16 protein-coding genes are annotated in these 15,888 nt (G+C 65.4%); 8 read left to right on the top strand and 8 right to left on the bottom strand.

What is annotated here, in order from left to right; translation table 11 throughout:
* Positions 1-7: 7 nt before the first annotated feature.
* The 7 genes from ACOJCM_RS18900 to ACOJCM_RS18870 all read left to right on the top strand — a co-directional run bounded on the left by ACOJCM_RS18900 (position 8) and on the right by ACOJCM_RS18870 (position 6,131).
* Positions 8-400 (top strand): SirB2 family protein, encoded by a 393-nt coding sequence (locus ACOJCM_RS18900; protein ID WP_445213632.1) that lies wholly within the window; start codon positions 8-10, stop codon positions 398-400.
* Between the two features lie 87 nt (positions 401-487).
* Complete coding sequence (locus ACOJCM_RS18895; protein ID WP_445213631.1) at positions 488-811, top strand: carboxymuconolactone decarboxylase family protein; 324 nt, start codon at positions 488-490, stop codon at positions 809-811.
* Between the two features lie 241 nt (positions 812-1,052).
* The gene (locus ACOJCM_RS18890; protein ID WP_445213630.1) at positions 1,053-1,505 is read left to right on the top strand and encodes a c-type cytochrome; all 453 of its coding nucleotides are present in this window, start codon (positions 1,053-1,055) and stop codon (positions 1,503-1,505) included.
* A 38-nt stretch (positions 1,506-1,543) separates the two neighbouring features.
* Positions 1,544-2,890, top strand: a complete 1,347-nt coding sequence (locus ACOJCM_RS18885) for a cbb3-type cytochrome c oxidase subunit I (protein ID WP_445213629.1) — start codon at positions 1,544-1,546, stop codon at positions 2,888-2,890.
* Between the two features lie 57 nt (positions 2,891-2,947).
* On the top strand, positions 2,948-3,763 hold the full coding sequence (locus tag ACOJCM_RS18880) for a CbbQ/NirQ/NorQ/GpvN family protein (RefSeq protein WP_445213628.1): 816 nt from the start codon (positions 2,948-2,950) through the stop codon (positions 3,761-3,763).
* Between the two features lie 181 nt (positions 3,764-3,944).
* Entirely contained in the window at positions 3,945-5,885 is a 1,941-nt protein-coding gene (locus ACOJCM_RS18875) for a nitric oxide reductase activation protein NorD (RefSeq protein ID WP_445213627.1), read from the top strand.
* Positions 5,886-5,900: 15 nt separating this feature from the next.
* Positions 5,901-6,131: a hypothetical protein gene (locus tag ACOJCM_RS18870; RefSeq protein WP_445213626.1), complete on the top strand. Its 231-nt coding sequence runs from the start codon at positions 5,901-5,903 to the stop codon at positions 6,129-6,131.
* 72 nt (positions 6,132-6,203) lie between these two features.
* Here ACOJCM_RS18870 and ACOJCM_RS18865 read toward each other — a convergent pair whose 3' ends face one another.
* The 8 genes from ACOJCM_RS18865 to ACOJCM_RS18830 form a co-directional block, all read right to left on the bottom strand.
* Entirely contained in the window at positions 6,204-6,494 is a 291-nt protein-coding gene (locus ACOJCM_RS18865) for a cytochrome C oxidase subunit IV family protein (protein ID WP_445213625.1), read from the bottom strand.
* A gap of 49 nt (positions 6,495-6,543) precedes the next feature.
* Positions 6,544-7,125, bottom strand: a complete 582-nt coding sequence (locus ACOJCM_RS18860; RefSeq protein ID WP_445213624.1) for a cytochrome c oxidase subunit 3 family protein — start codon at positions 7,123-7,125, stop codon at positions 6,544-6,546.
* On the bottom strand, positions 7,118-7,555 hold the full coding sequence (locus tag ACOJCM_RS18855; protein ID WP_445213623.1) for a DUF4870 family protein: 438 nt from the start codon (positions 7,553-7,555) through the stop codon (positions 7,118-7,120). Before ACOJCM_RS18855 ends, ACOJCM_RS18860 begins: the two co-directional genes overlap by 8 nt.
* A 185-nt stretch (positions 7,556-7,740) precedes the next feature.
* Positions 7,741-9,249 carry an MFS transporter gene (locus ACOJCM_RS18850; RefSeq protein ID WP_445213622.1) on the bottom strand — a complete coding sequence of 503 codons (1,509 nt, stop codon included), beginning with the start codon at positions 9,247-9,249 and terminating at the stop codon, positions 7,741-7,743.
* 54 nt (positions 9,250-9,303) lie between these two features.
* Positions 9,304-9,762, bottom strand: coding sequence for a universal stress protein (locus ACOJCM_RS18845; protein WP_445213621.1), 459 nt, complete (start codon positions 9,760-9,762; stop codon positions 9,304-9,306).
* Between the two features lie 68 nt (positions 9,763-9,830).
* Positions 9,831-11,462 (bottom strand): antiporter, encoded by a 1,632-nt coding sequence (locus ACOJCM_RS18840; protein WP_445213620.1) that lies wholly within the window; start codon positions 11,460-11,462, stop codon positions 9,831-9,833.
* A gap of 282 nt (positions 11,463-11,744) precedes the next feature.
* Entirely contained in the window at positions 11,745-12,413 is a 669-nt protein-coding gene (gene narL / locus ACOJCM_RS18835) for a two-component system response regulator NarL (protein WP_445213619.1), read from the bottom strand.
* Positions 12,414-12,419: 6 nt separating this feature from the next.
* On the bottom strand, positions 12,420-14,312 hold the full coding sequence (locus ACOJCM_RS18830) for a histidine kinase (protein ID WP_445213618.1): 1,893 nt from the start codon (positions 14,310-14,312) through the stop codon (positions 12,420-12,422).
* 175 nt (positions 14,313-14,487) lie between these two features.
* Here ACOJCM_RS18830 and ACOJCM_RS18825 point away from each other — a divergent pair, with 175 nt between their 5' ends.
* Entirely contained in the window at positions 14,488-15,777 is a 1,290-nt protein-coding gene (locus ACOJCM_RS18825; protein ID WP_445213617.1) for an MFS transporter, read from the top strand.
* Positions 15,778-15,888 lie beyond the last annotated feature (111 nt).

Raw genomic sequence — 15,888 nt, 5'->3', positions numbered from 1 at the left:
CCAGAGGATGATCGAGCACTATTTCCTGATCAAGCACCTGCACATGACCACGGCGGTGCTGAGCGTGACCTTCTTTATCGTACGGGCATGGTGGTCGGTGCGTGAGGTCACGCTGCTGCAGCGGCGCTGGGTCAGGATCCTGCCTCATATCAACGATACCCTGCTGCTCGCGCTTGGCGTCACGCTGATGGTGATGTTGTCGATGTGGCCCCACCAGCACCCGTGGCTCGCCGCCAAGCTACTGGGCCTGCTCGGCTATATCCTGCTGGGGACGGTGGCGATCAAGCGCGGACGCACGCCGCAGACCCGCGCTATCGCGGCAGTGGCGGCGGTCGTGGTCTTCGGCTACATGCTGGGTGCGGCCATAACCAAGGACGCCCTGTTCTTCTGGCCTTTCTGACGTCTACCTGAGCGGCACTTTTCCCGGTGGGCCTGGCTTCTATACTAAGGCCTGCCGAGACATTCATGACAAGACGAGGAGTCACGCATGGCCAATCACGATCTCCCCTCCGGTGCCGGCAAGGTGGCCGACGACTATCCCGAGGTATGGCGCGCTTTCGCTACGCTGGGCAAGGCATGCGCCGAGGCCGGCCCGCTGGATGCCCGCACGCGGCGCCTGGTCAAGCTGGCGCTGGCCGTGGGCGGCGGCTCCGAAGGGGCCGTGCACTCGCATATGCGCCGCGCCGTGGACGAAGGTATCGAGCCCGAGGCGCTCAAGCAGGTGGCCATGCTGGCGATTCCCACCCTGGGTCTGCCGGCCGGTGTAGCAGCGTTGACCTGGATCGAGGACATCACCGACCGCGACAAGTGAGCCTTGCCAGCACGGCGGGTCGTTCCGACCCGCCGTGCGACATTGCGACACAGCCCGCCTGACCCCCCGCCTGCCGCCGCTTTTCAGCCTCATCGCCCCCCTATTGACCGGCGTCAATGTCCTGCCCCGCCCGGGGTTGTAATCTAAACATGCATCATAGATACATCTTTACAAGGGTGGGACGCGCCAACCTCGGCAGCAGGTCCCGTAGGCAAGCCAACACGAGCAAGGGGGGATGGCCATGACCGAAGGCCTCACCAAGGCGGCGGCCCGCAACATCTTCTATGGCGGTTCGCTGTTCTTCTTTCTGTTGTTCACCGCACTGACGGCGCACAGCCATTGGTACATGGTGACAAAGTCCACCGACAAAGGGGGGCTCACCGAGTCCGTCGAGCTGGGCAAGCACGTGTGGGAAGAGAACATGTGCATCAACTGCCACAGCATCATGGGCGAGGGGGCCTATTTCGCTCCTGAACTGGCCAACGTATGGGAGCGCTATGGCGGCCACAGCAACCCCGAGGGTGCCCGCATGGCGCTGGCCGCCTGGATGAAAGCCCAGCCGACCGGCGCGCCGGGTCGTCGCCAGATGCCTTACTTCGACCTGACCGATGAGGAAATGACCGCACTGATCGATTTCCTCGAGTGGACCGATTCCATCGACGACCAGAACTGGCCCCCGCACCCCGCCGGCTGAGGCGGTGATACCGGGTTGAGGCAAGGAGAACGAATACGATGAAATACGAAACCCAGAAGGTGGCCCTGCCATTCTTCGCCGTGGCCATGGCACTGTTCGCGCTGCAGATCGTCTTCGGCCTGCTGGCAGCGACGGTCTATGTGTCCCCCCACTTCTTGGCCGAGCTGATGCCGTTCAACATCATGCGCGTCAGCCATACCAATCTGCTGATCGTGTGGCTGTTGATCGGCTTCATGGGCTGTACCTACTACCTGATGCCGGAAGAGGCCGAACAGGAAATCCACAGCCCCGGCCTGGCCTACCTGCAGCTGGCCATCTTCGCCTTCGCCGGTGCGGCGGCCCTGGTGGGCTACCAGTTCGGCATTCACGAAGGACGCGAATTCCTCGAGCAGCCGTTCTGGATCAAGGTGCTGATCACCATCTCGTACCTGATCTTCCTGTTCAATACCAGCATGACCCTGCTCAAGGGACGCAAGACGGCCATCAACCTGGTGCTGATGCTGGGCCTGTGGCTGGCGGCGGTGTTCTGGCTGTTCGCCTTCTACAACCCCTCCAACCTGGCGGTGGACAAGCTCTACTGGTGGTGGGTCGTGCACCTGTGGGTCGAAGGCGTGTGGGAATTGATCATGGCCTCGCTGCTCGGCTACCTGCTGATCAAGATGTCCGGCGTCGACCGCGAGGTCATCGAGAAGTGGCTCTACGTGATCGTCGGCCTGTCGCTGTTCTCCGGCCTGCTGGGCACCGGTCACCACTACTACTGGATCGGCGCGCCGAGCTACTGGCAGCCCATCGGCAGCATCTTCTCGACCCTCGAGGTGATCCCGTTCTTCGCCATGGTGGTGTTCGCCTTCTACATGTTCTGGAAGGGCAGCCGTAATCACCCCAACAAGGCGGCCATGCTGTGGGCACTGGGTTGCCCGACCATCGCCTTCTTCGGTGCCGGCGTGTGGGGCTTCATGCACACCCTGTCGTTCATCAACTACTACACCCACGGCACCCAGCTCACCGCCGCCCACGGCCACCTGGCCTTCTACGGCGCCTACGTGATGCTGATCCTCGGTGTGATCACCTACGCCATGCCGCAGATCCGCCGCAGCCAGCCGTATAACCAGGTGCTGAACATGTGGGGCTTCTGGATCATGACCTCGGCCATGTGCTTCATGACCTTCACCCTGACCTTCGCCGGTGTCGTGCAGACCCACCTGCAGCGAGTGCTGGGCATGAACTACATGCAGGTACAGAGCCAGCTCGATCTGTTCTACATCATGCGCCTGGGAACCGGCGTGGCCGTGACCATTGCCGCGATCATGCTGATCTACTCGTTCTTCGGTCCCGCCCGCGAGCAAGTGCCCGCTACCAGCAGGCCGCTGGCCGCCGTTGAGTGACCGTCTCTCGATGGGGTGCATGAGCGCCCCATCGAGCCTTCCCCTGGAGTGACGCCCATGTCCCATATCGCTACCGCTTCCGCCCAGAAGTTCGAGCAGGAGCTGCCCTATTACGAACCGGTCGGCAACGAATGCGCCCTGTTCGAACAGGCCTACCAGCAGCGCCTGCCGCTGCTGCTCAAGGGTCCGACCGGCTGCGGCAAGACGCGCTTCGTCAGCCACATGGCGGCGAAGCTGGGTCGACCGTTGTTCACCGTGTCGTGCCATGACGACCTGACCGCCGCCGACCTCACCGGCCGCTACCTGCTGCAAGGTGGCGAGACCCGCTGGGTCGACGGCCCGCTGACCCGCGCCGTGCGCGAGGGCGGTATCTGTTATCTCGACGAGGTGGTCGAGGCGCGCAAGGACGTCACCGTGGTGCTGCACCCGCTGACCGACGACCGCCGGCTGCTGCCGCTGGAGCGTACCGGCGAGCTGCTCGAGGCACCCGACGATTTCATGCTGGTGGTCTCCTACAACCCCGGCTACCAGCACATTCTCAAGTCGCTAAAGCCAAGTACTCGCCAGCGCTTCGTGGCGATGTCGTTCGATTTCCCGCCGCCCAAGGTGGAGTGCGAGATCGTCGCTCGCGAGAGCGGCCTGGCCTATGACCGCTGTGCCGCCCTGGTCAACCTGGCCGCCAGCCTGCGCGCCATGAAGGGGCAGGACCTGGAAGAGGGCGTTTCCACGCGCCTGCTGGTCTACTGCGCCACGCTGATCAAGGCCGGCATGCCGATCCTCGACGCCGCCTGCGCCACCCTGGTCGAGCCGCTGTCCGACGACGAGGACGTGCAGCAAGGCCTGATGGAAGCGATCAAAGCCACCTTTGGTTAACCCACACTGTTGCCGCGGCACTGGATGATCGGTACCTGCCCACGCGAGGGGCGCCGGGGGCAGGCCAAAGAGGAGGTCCTACGCCAGGGATGGTGTAGGTAGCGTACAAGGATGTATTCACAGCGCCTCCTCGACGGCCTGCCGCCGGATCAGCCCCGACTATTTGCCCAGGAGACGATGCATGCTGGACTTTCTTGAGGTCGAAGAATTCGTCGGTCGCCGTTGGCACCGCTGGGCCTCCAGTGCGACCAGTTACCCCGACCATCCCGACTCGGCGGTGCGTCTCGATTCGCTGCGCGCCATGCTCGGCGTATTCTTCCGCAGCGGCGGCGGCGAGGCCGGCGTCGAGGTGTCGGCCATCGCCCGGCGCAATTCGAGCCACCGGCTATCGCTGCGCCAGCGGCTGGGGCTGGACGAGGAGCCGCTGGACCAGGCCCGCCGCGACGAGGAGCACTTGCTGCTGCCGCCGCGCATCGCCCTGTTCCCCCAGGCCGAGCTCAACCGCGACCTCTACCTGTGGTTGACCGCCTATCTTGCCCTGGGCGAGCTTCCGGCCAGGCTCGATGATCCGCTCCAGCGCGACCTCGCGGCGCTGCGCACGGCTCGACGCACCACCCAGGCAGTGCTTGAACGCTTCCCGGGCCTCACCGAATGCTATGCCCGGCTGTGCCAGGCACTGCGCGCGGTGCGCCCGCAGCGCAAGCGCCTGCCGCCCATGGAGACCGCGCTCGAGGCGGCCCTGCTCGCCCAGCTTGGCGCCCCGGCGCCCGAGGCCGGCTGGGCGCTCGCCATGTATGACGCCGTTCTCGACGACACGCTGCCACTGGATGGCTTCCACGCCCCGCGCGGCTACCGCCCGCCACTGCCGGTGCCACTGTGGGGCGACGTGGTGGCGTTGGGTACCCGCGAGGGCGAACGCGAGACAATCGACGACTCCGACGTCGCCGTGCGGCGCGACCAGCAGGCCGACGACGGCGGCAAGCGCAAGGCGGACCGCCGCGAGCAGGACCAGGCCGACCGCGACGACCCGCTGATGCTCAACGCCTCGGAAAAGATGCTCTCCTGGGCCGAGATGGTGAATCTCAACCGTCACGTCGAGGACGAGGAGGAGGAGACGGCCAAGGAGGCCGCCGATCAGATCGATGAGATCGTGCTCAGTCCCAATCGCAAGCAGGCCGCCTCGCGGCTCAAGCTCGACCTCGACCTGGCGCCTGACGAAGCCAGCGGTGGCCGTTTGAGCGGTCGGCATACCTATCCCGAATGGCATCACCGCAAGCAGGTCTATCTGCCCGACCACTGCGTGGTATTGAGCGACGTGCAGAGCGAGGAGGGCGAGCAGTGGGAGCCCGACGAGGCCACCCGGCGCCGCATCCGCAAGGTACGCCGTGAATTTGAAGCGCTGCGCCCGCGGCGCGAGATCCTGCGCGGTCAGCTCGACGGTACCGAGCTCGACATGGACGCGGTGATCCGCTCGCGCTGCGATCTGGCGGCCACCGGCGAGACCAGCGATCGGCTCTACATGGCGGCGCGTCAGCAGGCCCGCGACCTGGCGGTATCGATCCTGATCGACGTCTCGCTCTCCACCGAGGCGTGGCTCGAGGACCGGCGTGTTCTCGATGTCGAGAAGGAAGCGCTGCTGGTGCTGGGCCACGGCCTGGCCGGTTGCGGCGACGACTACGCCATCCACTGCTTCACCTCGCACCGCCGTCACAAGGTGTGGGTCAATACGCTCAAGAGCTTTGACGAGCCCATGAGCGATCGGGTGGGGCGGCGCATCGCGGCGCTCAAGCCGGGCCACTACACCCGCATGGGACCGGCGATTCGCCACGCGACCCAGGAACTCGCCAAGCGTCCCAATCGCCACCGTCTGCTGCTGGTGCTGACCGACGGCAAGCCCAACGATACCGACTACTACGAAGGGCGCTACGGCATCGAGGACACCCGCCGGGCCGTGCTCGAGGCGCGTCAGCAGGAGGTTCGCGTGTTCGGCGTCACCGTCGACAGCGAAGGGCACCGCTACGTGCCGCACCTGTTCGGCCGCGGCAGCTACGCCATCGTCAACCGGCCCGAGCACCTCTCGCTCGCCTTGCCGGGCATCTACCGCCAGATCATCGGTTCCTAGGAAGGAGATATGGCCATGACCAATCCGCGTCTCGCCATCGCCGTCGCCATCGGCCTCGCCATCGGGCTGGCCGTGGTGCTGCCCATCGCCTGGCTGATCAACAACCGCGACTGGGGCGTGGGGCTGATGCTGCTTGTGCCCGTCATCGTCTACGGGATGATGCGCCTGGCCCGGGTGCTCGAAGCCTGGGCGCGCAACCCACCGCCGCTCCCGCACTCGTCAACCCGCGACCGTCCTCCCCGCTAGCTGCCATCGAAAGCCTGAAACGACATCGCCCGGCCACTCGGCCGGGCGATGTCGTTTCAGGTCAACCGTGGCTCAGAACATCCGCGGCGCGGCATAACCGGCACCGATCAGCGCCAGCGTGAACAGCACCAGTCCCACGAAGGTACCCTTCCAGGCCGGCGTCGACGCGCGCAGGTTGAGATAGACCATCAGCAGCCGCTGAGCCTTGAACCCGGTGGCAACGAGTACCAGCAGCGCCGAGGCCAGCGGCAGCGGCTCCCAACTGGCCTGGTCCAGCCGCGCGGAGAACATTGCCACCAGCGTCAGTACCATCAGCGTCAGCCAGGTGATCAGCAGGCGGCGGGTGCCGGGGAGTGCGGTCATGCATCACCTCGTGGGGAGTCGTGGTGAGCCTCAGCGCAGCAAAGCGCCTTCAGCGCAATAAATAGACAAGCGGATAGAGCAGAATCCAGATCAGGTCGACCATGTGCCAGAAGGCCGCCGCCGTCTCGACGTTCTCGGTCGAGGTACGCCAGCTCACCAGCGCCAGCAGCCCCAGGCCGAACAGCACATGGGCGAAATGAAAGGCGGTCAGGCCGTAGTAGTAGCTGAAGAAGAGATGGGTTTCCGGCGTGATGCCCACGGAAAACTTGCCGGCGTACTCGACGATCTTTATCGCGCAGAACAGCACCCCGAGTCCCATGCTTGCCGCCAGCCACTGGCGCGCCCGGCGGTGTCGATCGGCGCTGATCGCCTCCACGGCGAGCGCCACGCACAGGCCACTGGTAAGCAGGACCAGCGTGTTGAGGCCGCCCATCAGCGGGTCGAGCTGCTGCTGGGCGGCATTGAAACCGGCCACGTCGCCGGCGCGCTGCCAGGCATACAGGCCGAAGAAGGCGGTGAAGACCAGCAGTTCGCTGAGTATCAGCACCCACATCAGCGGGTTGCCGGGCAGTGCCGAAAGCGGCCCCCAGCCCGGGTTGGGCAGGGGGCGGGAGGGAGTGCCTTCAGTCATGCAGGCTTACGCTGGCGCCGCCGAGCCAAAGGCTGCGTGGCGCGTCGATGGCGCGGCCCGCCATCAGCCGGTGTATGCCCACGCCGCAGCGCGCCACCATCCAGATCAGGCAAGCAGTGAAGAAGCCGTAGCCCAGCGCCCAGGGCGCCCAGGCGGACGCACCGACCAGGCCCAGCACATGCCAGGCCGCCAGAAAGATCGCCGCGCCGACGATGCCGAGCCAGAAGGTACGGATCTGGAACTGCAGGTGGGTGGCGACCCAGTCGGCCACGGCGCGACGGCGCAGATATGCCAGCAGCACACCCACCGGTGCCGTGACCACGGCCAGCACGCTGCCAAGGAAGAGAATGTAGATTACCGCGGCAAGCTTGGTGCCGCGCTCGTCGCCCTGGACGGCGCTTGGGGGGAAGGTCGCGGAATTCGAGGTCATGGCCACCTCCTGGTCGGGTTGGCTGGGGGGAGTCGGGTTCGCCCGCCTGTACGGTTCCACTGTGCCTCACCCTGCCGAAAACATCCTTGTCGCAGGTCAAAGCCCGACTGTTTCGCTAGGGATTAGGCTTTGCCTGAAAAAGCGGCGACCGAAGTCGCCGCGCTTTCTAGGCCCGAAGGTTCGGCTCAGCCCTGCTGCGGCTTGGCTTGGCTTGCGGCTTGTTCCTGCTCTTCGATCATGCGGTCCACCGAGGAGACGTAGTACTCCTCGTCGAACGCGCCTTCCGGTTCCTTCAGCCACACCAGGCAGATCAGCCAGCTGAGGAAGGCGCCGGTGGCGATGATGTAGAAGAACTGGGTGGGGGTGACGAAGGTGAAGATGGTCAGGTAGACCACCGCTCCCACGTTGCCGTAGGCGCCGGCCATGCCCGAGATCTGGCCGGTGATGCGGCGCTTGATCGAGGGAATGATGCCGAAGGTGGCGCCCTCTGCCCCCTGCACGAAGAAGGAGGTGAAGATGGTGATGGCGATGGCGACGATCAGGGGCCAGTTCGAATTGAGCAGGCCCATCAGCACGAAGCCGATGCCGATGCCGAACATGTAGCTGAGCATCACGAAGCGGCGGTTGCCCATGCGGTCCGAGACCAGCCCGCCCATGGGGCGTGCCACGAGGTTCACGAAGGCGAACGACGCGGCGATCATGCCCGCAGCGGCGGCGGTCAGCCCCCAGGTCTCCTCGAAGAACATCGGCAGCATGGAGACCACGGCCAGCTCGGCGCCGAAGTTGGCGAAGTAGGTACTGTTGAGGGCGGCCACGCTACTGAAGGAGTACTTGTCGTCCTCCGGCACGCCCTTCTTCAGGATCGGCACGTTGACCCGCAGGATCTGCACGACCTGGTAGACCACCACGGCGGCGATCGCCATGTAGCAGAACAGCGCGCCGGTGGAGGAGAGATAGCCCATGCCCTCGATGCGCCATACCAGGATCGCCAGGCAGCCCACCAGCGGAATGGTCCAGAGGATCAGCTTGACCATGTCGCCCCAGGAGCTCACCTCCATGGCAAGCGCCTTGCGCGCCTTGCGGTGGGCCTTGGCATCGGGGCCGTCGGTGATGGCGAACCAGTAGAACACGCCGTAGGCGGCCATCACGATGGCGCTCATGCCGATGGCGTAGCGCCAGCCGTCCGCACCGCCGAACAGGGTGAGCGCGATGGTGGGCAGCGTCATGGCGGCGGCGGCGGAGCCGAAGTTGCCCCAGCCGGCATAAAAGCCTTCGGCGAAGCCGATGTCCTTGGGCTTGAACCACAGCGCGGTCATGTGGATGCCGACCACGAAGCTGGCGCCGATGGAACTGAGTACCAGACGCGCGATCAGCAGCTGCGACATGCTGTTGCCGAAGGCGAACACCAGCGCCGGCACCGCCATGGTAACCATCAGCACCGAGAACACCCGGCGCGGGCCGAAGCGGTCGAGTGCCATGCCCACGATGATGCGCGCCGGAATGGTCAGCGCCACGTTGACGATGGCGAACAGGCGGATATCGTCGCGGGTCAGCCAGTCGACGCTCTTGAGCATGCTCGATGCCAAGGGCGCCATGTTGAACCAGACGTAGAAGGTGATGAAGAAGGCGATCCAGGTCAGGTGCAGGGCCCTGATCTCCGGACTGCGGAACTTGAAGACGGCGGACACTTTCATGGTCGTATCATCCTGAAGTGAAAGCTCGAATAGCCAGGCGTGACGGGATCGCCGTCAGGGGCTGGGCAGGATCAGCAGCGGACACTCGACGCGCCGGGCAAGAAACGAACTGACCTTGCCGAACGTCATGTAATCCAGCTCGTCGACGAAGTAGCTCAGCGACTGGGCGATGATGCCGCCGTCGGGCTTGCTGCTGTGGCGGGCGATGACCAGCACGTCCGGCTGGTGCTTCTGGGTGGCGCGCAGCAGCATCTTGCGCGCATCGCCCTCGGCCAGCATCCAGTCCACCTCGAAGCCTTCCTGGTGGGCGAAATCGGCGCCCTCCTTGAGGGCCGCCTTCAGTTCCTCGTACTCCTGCTGGAACAGCGTCTCGTTGGCGTCGGTGGCGTCGCCGGGGTTCTCGGCCACGCCGACCAGCAGCAGCGTGGGGGCGTTGCAGCGAAACAGGCTGACGCTCTGGGCCAGGGCCAGCTTGGCGTTGCGCGAGCCGTCATAAGCGATCATGACTTTCATGACATCCCTCCGAAGAAGGCAAGGTAAGGGGTGTGCTCTGGCCTAGGGCCAGAGCACCGATGACCGCATCAGGGGTTTTTGACGTAGGCGTTGGGGCGCAAGTAGAACCACCAGTTCACCACCAGGCACACGGCGTAGAAGATCGCGAAGCCGTACATGGCGAGCTCGGGGGTACCGGCGCGGATCTGGCTGCCCATCACCACCGGGGCGATGAAGGCGCCGTAGGCGGCCACGGCGGAAGTCCAGCCCAGCACCGGGCCCTTCTGCTGGGCGTCGAAGATCACGCCGATGCTGCGGAAGGTGGAGCCGTTGCCGATGCCGCTGGCGGCGAACAGGATCACGAACAGCAGCATGAACAGGGCGAAGTAGCTGTTGGGATCGGTGGAGTTATAGGCCAGCATCATCACATAGCCGGTCACCGCCGAGGCCACCACCATGATCACCGAGATCGCCTGGGTGACGATGGAGCCGCCCACCTTGTCGGAGATCCAGCCGCCGATGGGGCGGATCAGGGCGCCGACGAACGGACCGATCCAGGCCCAGGTCAGGGCGCTGGGCGCATCGGGGTTGGCGATGCGAGTGACGCTACCGTCGGCGGCCACTTCCATCATGTTGCCGAAGATCACGTTGATGGAGAGCGGCAGCGCCGCGGAGAAGCCGATGAACGAGCCGAAGGTCAGGATGTAGAGCACGGTCATCGACCAGGTGTGCTTGTTCGAGAAGATGGCGAACTGCTTCTGGATGTTGGGCTTGATGTCGCCGGGAATCAGGCGCAGCAGGCCCAGCGTCAGCAGGATGGTCACCGGCAGGGCGACCCACATGCCCAGCCACTGCAGCGTGACGACGCCCACCACGGTGGCGACGACACCCACGCCGTAGAGCCCCAGGATCTTGCCGAAGGCTTGCAGCGGCGCGCCCGGGTTGGGCGTGATGGGGCGCAGGTTGTTCATGCCGAACCAGCTGAGGAAGGCCAGCGGCACCAGGAACACCAGCCAGACGAAGCCGGCATTCTGGATCCAGGTTTCGGTGCCCGCCTCGATGCGGCCGATCAGCGTACCGCTGGAGCTCTGCAACTCCATGGAACCGCCGGCGAAGGCGCCGAACAGGCCCACGGTCATTACCAGCGGAATCAGGATCTGCATGGTGGTGACGCCGAAGTTGCCGAGCCCGGCGTTCATGCCCAGCGCATAGCCCTGCTGCTTCTTGGGGAAGAAGGTCGAGATGTTGCTCATCGAGGCGGCGAAGTTGCCGCCGCCGATACCCGAGAGCAGGGCCAGCGCCTGGAACACCCAGAACGGCGTGCCGGGATTCATCAGCGCCAGGCCGGTGCCCAGGGCGGGGATTATCAGCAGCGCTGTGGTCAGGAACACGGTGTTGCGCCCGCCGGCGATGCGAATCATGAACGAGGCGGGGATGCGCAGCGTGGCGCCGGCGAGGCCGGCGATGGCGGTCAGCATGAAGAGCTGGTCGACGCTGTAGGGGAACCCCAGGTTCTGCATCTGGGTGGTGATCATGCCCCACATCATCCATACCGCGAAGCCCATCAGCAGGCAGGGGATGGAGATCCACAGGTTGCGCGAGGCGATGCGCTTGCCCGTTTGTTGCCAGAACTGCTCGTTTTCCACGTCCCAGTGCTCGATGTCGGCATTCTTCGGTCTGCCGGCGTCGAGCTTGCCGATATCGACGCTCGATTTAGCCATGACGTTACCCCTCGTGGTTCGACTGATCCCGCGTTGCGACGTCCGTCCTGACCGGGATCAATTCAGGTTCGGTTGAGGCAAAGATACGTCGCGGGAAAGAGCCGCGAAACCGGCCGAAAACGCAGGGAAAACAGGTGTCTACCACTTGAGGGGTAGCAGTGGTATTCAGTTAAGTCATTGATTTTTGGAAAAAGAGAAAATCGCTGGGGCATGAAAAAGGCGCCTTGTCGGCGCCGTGGAGTCTTTGGAGGTATCCACACAGAACCTCCGCTACCTATCGCGTTATTTGCCGTCGATGCCCTCTTGCACGGCCCACACCGCCGCCTCCACCCGCGAGCGTAGGTTGAGCTTCTTGAGCAGGTGCTTGACGTGTACCTTCACCGTGCCTTCGGAGATATCGAGCTTGCGTGCGATCAGCTTGTTGGAGAGTCCGGCCGCCAGCTCGCGCAGGATCTCGCGTTCGCGCTGGGTCAGGCTGTGGATATCGGGCGTGGCCGGTGCCGTGCGCTGGTTGCGCAGGGCCTCGGCGAGCAGGGCGGTGAGGTTCTCGCTGACCACCATGCGGCCCAGCGCCGCCTGGCGCAGCTGGCGCACCATCTCCTCCGGTTCCATGTCCTTGAGCAGATAGCCGTCGGCGCCCCCGCGCAGGGCGGCCAGCAGGTCCTCCTCGTGGTCGGAGACGGTGAACATCACGATGCGCCCGGCATAGCCCGACTCGCGCAGCGCCTTGAGCGTCTGGATGCCGTCCATGCCGGGCATGTTGAGGTCGAGCAGAATCATGTCCGGGTCGAGCTCGGCGGCGAGTTTGACGCCCTGCTCCGGCTCGCCGGTGTCGCCGACGAGCTGGAGATCGTCCTCCAGTTCGAGCAGCTGGGCCACGCCGCGGCGCAGCAGCGGGTGGTCGTCGATGATCAGGATACTGGCGGGGGTCTCGTTAGCTGACTGGCCCATGATGTCTCAGTTTCCTTGGTCGTGAAGAAGGGAGTCGGTGGCCGGCTGGCGCGTGATCAGGCGTGCCGTCTGCGGCGTGAAGGTCACCTCCACGCAGGCACCGCCCTCGCCGCGGTTGCATAGCTTCAGCTCGCCACCCAGGGTATTCGCCCGGTCGCGCATGATGATCAGTCCGTAGTGCATGGGCGGCGAGTCGTCGTTCTCGAGACCCACGCCGTCGTCCTCGATGCGCAGCACGATGCGGGCCTCGTGAAACTTCACCGTGACGGCGGCCCAGTGTGCCTCGGCATGCTTGTGCGTGTTGCTCAGCGCCTCGCGGGCGATCTGCAGTACATGGATCTCCTCGTTGGGGTTGAGGAGATGAGGCGGCACGTCGTAGTGGAGCTCCACCGGCGCGCCCATGCGCTCGGAGAACTCCTCGGTGGTCTGCAGCAGGGCGGTCTGCAGCCCGGGGCCCTCGAGCTTGAGGCGGAAGGTGGTCAACAGCTCGCGCAGCTGGCGGTAGGCACTGTTGAGGCCGGTGCGCAACTCGTCGAACACCGCGGCCTGAACCTCGCGCGGCGCCTCCTTGGCCTGCATGCGCTCCAGCCGCGCCACCTGCATCTTGAGGTAGGAGAGCGACTGCGCCAGGGAGTCGTGCAGCTCACGGGCGATGATGGTGCGCTCGTTCATCAGCGAGACCTGCTGCTCCTCCTCGATGCGCCGCTGTAGATAGACCGCGGTGGCCAGTTGGTCGGCCAGGGCGTTGAGCAGGCGGCGTACGCTGTCGGAGAGGCGCTCGCCCTTGGGGTGCCAGACCTCCAGGGTGCCCAGCATCTCGTCGCCCACGCTCACCGGCAGCAGCACGCAGTCGCCATCCTCGGTGTCGGAGAGGCGCACGGGTCGGGGGGCGATCAGGCAGGCGTGGCAATCGTGGTCGCGGCAATAGTCCGGACGCCGCGCGGCATGGGTGGCGAGTATCGGCACCTGGCGGTCGGCGTGGGGGTCGTTGAGCGACAGCCGGATGGGCCCGATGTCGAGCAGTTCCGCCACCCGGCGCAGCATGGGCGCGGCACTGGTACAGAGATCGTTGCCGCCGCCGTAGAGCGAACGGCTGCCGTCGTGGAGAATCTGCATCACCTGGTTGCTGCGCTCGAGCTCCTGGGTCTTGCGATTCACCCGCGCTTCCAGGTCCGCGTAGCTGGCCCCGAGCTCCTCGGTCATGGTGTCAAAGGTGCGGCCGAGCATGGCCAGCTCGTCGTTGCCCTTGAGCTGGGTGCGCAGCGAGAAGTTGTGGCGAGAGGCCTCGCGGGCGAGCACCATCAGCTGGCGCAGCGGCGCCACCAGGTTGTGGCGGATGTCATGGAGCGCGATGGCCACCACCACCGCCGTGAGGACCAGGAACAGGATCTGCAGGGCGCTGAGCAGGCGGATCTTGGCTTCGGTGTTGTGCTCGAGCTGGGAGACCATCTGGTCGATTTCGCTCACCAGGCCGTCGAGCGTGCGGTTGAGCGACTCGATGTTCACCGTCCGGGTATCGACGGCCTCGTTGATCTCGGGGGCCAGCTCGTTGTGCCAGCGCGACAGCACCAGGCGGTATTGACGCCTCAGGTCATGGGCTTCGGAGACGGGAATGGCGCCGGTCAGTTCCTCGCTCTCCAGGCGCGCCTCGAAGCGGTTCTTCAGCACGTGCACCGCGGCCTGGTGATCCATCGACGGAATGCGTTCGTAGCGCTGCAGGGCGGCCACGATCTGGTAGGTGTTCATGCGCAGCGAGCCGGCGACATTGATCGCCGCGGCATCGCCCCGGCTGCCGCCGGCGACGGCCATGGTCACCACGATGCTGATCAGGGCCATGGCGCTGATCGCCAGCAGCGAGGCGACGATACGGGCCACGAGAGAGCGTTGCAGCAGTTTCAAGAGGGCGCGAACTCCGGAAAAGGACGGTCCTGGGACACTATACCCCAAGGGGCGGTGGCGCATCCTACCGGGAGATTCGCCAGGCTGCTACCAAAGAGGTACCTCGTATGCTCTTTTGACCCCGAGGGGCGGGTTAACGAGAATCACTTTGACCACGTTACGGGACCTACCGTTCATGACGTCCGCCGAAAAAGCCCACCCCGCGGGCCCGCAGGTCGACTATCGCTCGCTGGTGGTCGTGCTGCTGTCGCCGCTGGCCTTCGCCCTGGTGTTCGCCAGCTGGACCATCTTCGCCGTGCTCGGGGTCGAGCTCATGCAGGGGCTCGGCTTCGGCGAGGTGCAGTTCGCCCTGCTGCTGGCCATGCCGATGTTCACCGGTGCACTTTCGGCGCTGCCGCTGGCGGCGCTGGCCCGGCTGGTGGGCGGTCGCCGAGTGATGATCGGCTGTTTGCTGCTGATCTGTCCCTTCCTGTGGGCAATTGCTCATTCGAACGACTATTGGGAGTTCCTGCTCGCCGGTGCCGGGCTGGGCGTGGGCGCCGGTTCCCTGGCTGCGGGCCTGGTCTACGTGGCGGCGCTGTGTCCGCGCCGCCATGCCGGCCTGGCGCTGGGGCTCTATGGCGCCGGCATGCTCGGCGCCGGGCTGACCTACTTCCTGCTGCCGTTGATCAGCCAGGCCTACGGCTGGCCGATGGCACCCAAGCTCTACCTGTTGCCGATCGGGCTGGTGGCGCTGCTGCTGTGGCTGTTTGCCGAGGAGGCGCCGAGGGACCGGGGCGAAACGAGAGCGATCGGCATGATGACGGCACTGCCCGGCGGACTGCCTCCATCCGCGGTATGTCGCCTGGCGCTCTACTACAGCTTCTTCTACGGCGCCTTCGTGGCGCTGGCACTGTGGCTGCCTGCCTATCTCATGCATCAGTACCACCTGTCGCTGATGGCGGCGGCCCTCTGGGCGCTGGTCTTCACCCTGCCCGGCGGGCTGGGGCAGATTCTCGGCGGCGCGCTGGCTGACCGGCGGGACTTCCGCGACCTGCGCTGGTGGGTCAGCGCCTGCGTGATGGCCTGCCTGTTCCTGCTTTCCTATCCCGACTTCACCATGCAGATCCATGGCGTGCACGGCGATCTCACGCTGGACTTCTCCATGCCGCTGGCCGGCTTCGCCGCGCTGCTGGCGATCATGGGGCTGGCGATGGGCATCGGCAAGGGCAGCCTGATGTGCCTGCTGTACCGCGACCACGGTGACGACATGGCCCGCGCAGGCGGGCTGGCACTGGCCCTGGGCGGACTGTTCGCCGCCGTGCTGCCGCTGATGTTCGTAGTGGGCAACGAGTGGATCGGCATCCGCACCGCCGGCTTCATGTTCCTCTACGCCGCGCTGGCGCTGTGCATGCTGGTGATGCTCTGGGACGGCGCGCGCCTGCGTTCCCGTTCCGCTGCGCCTTCCCCCACCCAGGCGGATTAACCCCCTTTCACCGGGCCATCTATCACCTTGTGGGTAGACGGGGTGTATATGGAGGTAACCGGGCAGTATTCCGCGTTTCGATCCCCCAGAATCCAGCTCATGAACCTGCCT

The sequence above is a fragment of the Billgrantia hypersalina genome (genome assembly GCF_052584175.1).
The sequence above is the reverse complement of the archived record's forward strand: the minus strand, read 5'-3'. Positions and strand labels throughout refer to the sequence as shown.